Source organism: Actinocrinis sp., assembly GCF_035946395.1.
In the GTDB taxonomy this organism is placed as follows: Bacteria; Actinomycetota; Actinomycetes; order Streptomycetales; family Catenulisporaceae; genus Actinocrinis.
Genome location: NZ_DASYZI010000205.1, coordinates 1 through 2611, shown reverse-complemented (window position 1 = coordinate 2611; position 2611 = coordinate 1). Strand labels below are relative to the sequence as shown.

Annotated in this window: 2 protein-coding genes; one reads left to right on the top strand and one right to left on the bottom strand. The window is 65.4% G+C overall.

All coding sequences use genetic code 11. From position 1 onward, the window contains the following. A partial coding sequence (locus VGS97_RS12685; RefSeq protein WP_326853600.1) for a hypothetical protein occupies positions 1-489 on the top strand: 489 nt, incomplete at its 5' end. Positions 490-1577: 1088 nt separating this feature from the next. Here the strand turns inward: VGS97_RS12685 and VGS97_RS12680 are convergent. Next, positions 1578-2611, bottom strand: a 1034-nt coding sequence (locus VGS97_RS12680; protein WP_326853599.1) for a response regulator, incomplete at its 5' end; no start/stop codon positions are given.

Sequence of the window (2611 nt, the reverse complement as noted above, 5' to 3'; positions counted from 1 at the left end):
CCGCATTACCGCTCCTCGCTCGCACGCACACTGTTCGCGGAGAGCGATGTGTTCCGGCTCGTGAACCCGGTCGACGGTCAGGACCTGTCGGTCGTGATGATGATGTCGTGCATCAAAGCGCTGGAGATTTACTGGTCGCCGGATTTCCGCCTCGGTGACGAGGACCGGCACTACTACGCGTTGACGCTGCTACAGGCCGCACGGCTGCACGAGCACGAAGCCGCCGAAATGCTGGAAATAGTCGAGGTCGCGGGCTGGGCGGCGGAGCAGTTGCTGGACCTGGTCACCGAAGGCCGCAACTACCACGGCTATCTCGTCGAGGCCTTACACCTGCTTTCCGTCATCATGGAGGGTCGCGGCGACCTGGGCTGGGACCAGCCTCTGGTCTTGGCGCAGGAGGTGCTCGGAAAGATGGGCCGCCCACTGCCCGACGAGATCGCTGCCCTGGAACGCTCCATCCAGGAGCGTTCGCGCCGCGCCGCGAGTTGATCGGAATCGGCGGCTGTTCCTCACGTGCAGCACCATTGGCTCAAGACTCAGGGCTGAGGAGTTGCCGGGCCTTAGCTGGGCCTTAGGTCTGTCGGAGGGCGGGGTGATGCTGAGTGAGTGGGGGAGCGAGTGGGAGTGAGTGGGAGTGGGTAGGCGGTCGTACACAGCGGTCGTGTGAGCCTTTCACGTCGAGGCAGACGCGGCATTCAGGGTTCTGACGGACGAGTTCTCGTTGGTGGGGCCGGAGCGGGACGACTTCATGACATGATGCCGTCTGTCTCCTATCAGGGTCCGTCGTACCGATGCGTAGTACTCGCGACGCGCAGGAGATGCGTGTCGGGCGCAGGTGTATGGTCTGGCGCGACGCTGATCGAGCCGTGGCAGATCTCGAACCGCTTGTGACAGCGAATGGGCTTGGCATCGGTCGGCGCGTCTTCTCGGGCGTGCAGACAGTGGCGTCGCTTCGCAAGGCGCTGGCAGACCAAGGTGCCTGGGTGCCGGGGCGCCTGGCTTCGGGGTCTTGATCCGCTACTGACCGGCGTCGGCGGCGAAGGACTCGTCCGCTGGTCCGGGCCCGGGCGTGGCTTCAGCAGCTGATTGACGGGAACTGGATGAGGTGAGGCGTCGCCCTGGTCACTTGAGACTACGCAGAAACGCTTTACGCTCTTGCTCGACTGCGTCAAAGAACCAATCCGGGAGAGCGCCGCGCTCTCGCAGCGCCGACACCTCGGCAGGGCTCAGGCGCTCGGCGACGCGATCTATGGGTACTGAGTAGCTTGCAATGCGATCGCTCACGACCTCGGAGGCCATGTCGTCCGCCAGGCCTGCCCCCGACATGGAAGGCTCCGACGTGGATCGATTTGATGAGCCGATGACGCGCAGTAGCACGAGCCACCAGGGGCGTGAGCGTCGAAGCAGGACGGGGCGTGCGGCAAGCCACGCGAGTCGACTTGTTGTAAGTGGCTGATTTGGTACCCACTTGGGCGCACGTGTGCGTATGGTCCGGCCCCCGTACGGATCCGCAAGACTTGCTGTACGAAGAGGTTAGCGCTCTGATTGTCGGCGCGGCGCGGTCGTTCTGCGTGCGCTTACTTGACGTGTAGTACGCGCTCGATGCAGTCGATCAGCGCGGCGGCGTCGACTGGCTTGGTGATGTGGTCGGTTGCGCCGGCGGCCAGGCTCTTCTCGCGGTCGCCATGCATGGCTTTGGCGGTGACGGCGATGATCGGCAGGTCGGCGCGGTCGGGCATGGCGCGTATGCGTGCGATGGCCTCGTAGCCGTCCATCTCGGGCATCATCACGTCCATCAGGATCAGTTCGATGTTCGGGTCCTGTTGTAAGGACTCGATGCCCTTGAGGCCGTTCTCGGCATCGAGGACCCGCATGCCGTGGAATTCGAGCATGCCGGTCAGGGCGAAGACGTTGCGGATGTCGTCGTCCACGACCAGCGCGGTACGCCCGGCCAAGTGGCCATCGCTTTCCGGTAGCTCAGTGGGCTGACGGTTCTCCGCGCGGGCCAGGGGTACCACGTCGCCGGGGCGTTCCGCAGTCAGGTGCAGGGCGATGCGCTCGCGTAGTTCGTCCAGGCTTGGCAGGAGTTCGAGCGGATGGGCCTGCGCGTGGGCCTGGAGTTGTTGCTCCTGTGCTGCGCCAAGGCGGCGATTGTGGTGTGCGAGCACGGGGATCGCGTGCAGCGCCGGGTCGTCGGCGCGCGCTTGCAGGAAGCGGGACGCGCCGTCGTCGGCCATGTCGAGTTCCAGCACGACGCAGTGGTACGGCTCGGACGCCAGGATCGCTGACGCCTCCTGCACGCCGACAGCCGTCGTGATCTGCGCGGGGTCGCGCCCGTCCAGCAGTTGGCGACTGTCGGCCAGGTCCGCTACGGCGCTCTCGGCGACCAGCGTGAGCAGACCGTGCGGCCGGTCCTCGATCACCAGGAGGCGGCGTGGCTGGGCCGAGGTTTCAGGGTCCTGCTCTCGGTGCTGGTCATGGTGTTGCTCATGGTGTTGAGCGCGTGGGCGGTTGTGCGGGCGGTCGTAGTCGTAGTCATAGTGCTGGTTGTGGTTGTGATCCCGGGTGGGTGTTGGGGTGGTGACGGTGGAGGGGTGTGTGGGGTCGGGGG